This window comes from Sedimentitalea sp. XS_ASV28 (assembly GCF_041224545.1).
Classification (GTDB): Bacteria; Pseudomonadota; Alphaproteobacteria; order Rhodobacterales; family Rhodobacteraceae; genus Sedimentitalea.
The window spans coordinates 1-363 of the sequence record NZ_JBGFGP010000036.1; the positions used below are offsets into that span (position 1 = coordinate 1).

Here is a 363-nt window from a genome sequence, read left to right on the forward strand (position 1 = left end):
ATCAACTCCAAAAGCCTTGAAAGGCTGACGAAATGCAAAGCCAAAACATTCGCATTCGGCTGAAAGCGTTCGATTACCGCGTTCTGGATGCCAGCACGCAGGAAATCGTCAACACAGCCAAGCGGACCGGCGCCAATGTCGGTGGCCCAATCCCGCTGCCCAACAAGATCGAGAAATACACTGTTCTGCGTGGTCCCCACGTTGACAAGAAATCTCGTGACCAGGTCGAGATCCGCACCCACAAGCGACTGCTGGACATCGTTGATCCGACCCCCCAGACCGTGGACGCGCTGATGAAGCTCGACCTCGCCGCTGGCGTGGATGTCGAGATCAAGCTGCAATCGTAATCGGAGGGTATTGAAG

1 protein-coding gene is annotated in these 363 nt (G+C 55.6%); it reads left to right on the plus strand.

Annotated features, from left to right (window positions below; genetic code table 11):
- Nucleotides 1-32: 32 nt before the first annotated feature.
- Entirely contained in the window at nucleotides 33-347 is a 315-nt protein-coding gene (gene rpsJ / locus AB9K34_RS00490; RefSeq protein ID WP_369952528.1) for a 30S ribosomal protein S10, read from the plus strand.
- Nucleotides 348-363 lie beyond the last annotated feature (16 nt).

Coding starts and splice junctions, on each gene's coding strand:
- rpsJ (WP_369952528.1), top strand. CDS start 33: ATGCAAAGCCAAAACATTCGCATTCGGCTGAAAGCGTTCGATTACCGC.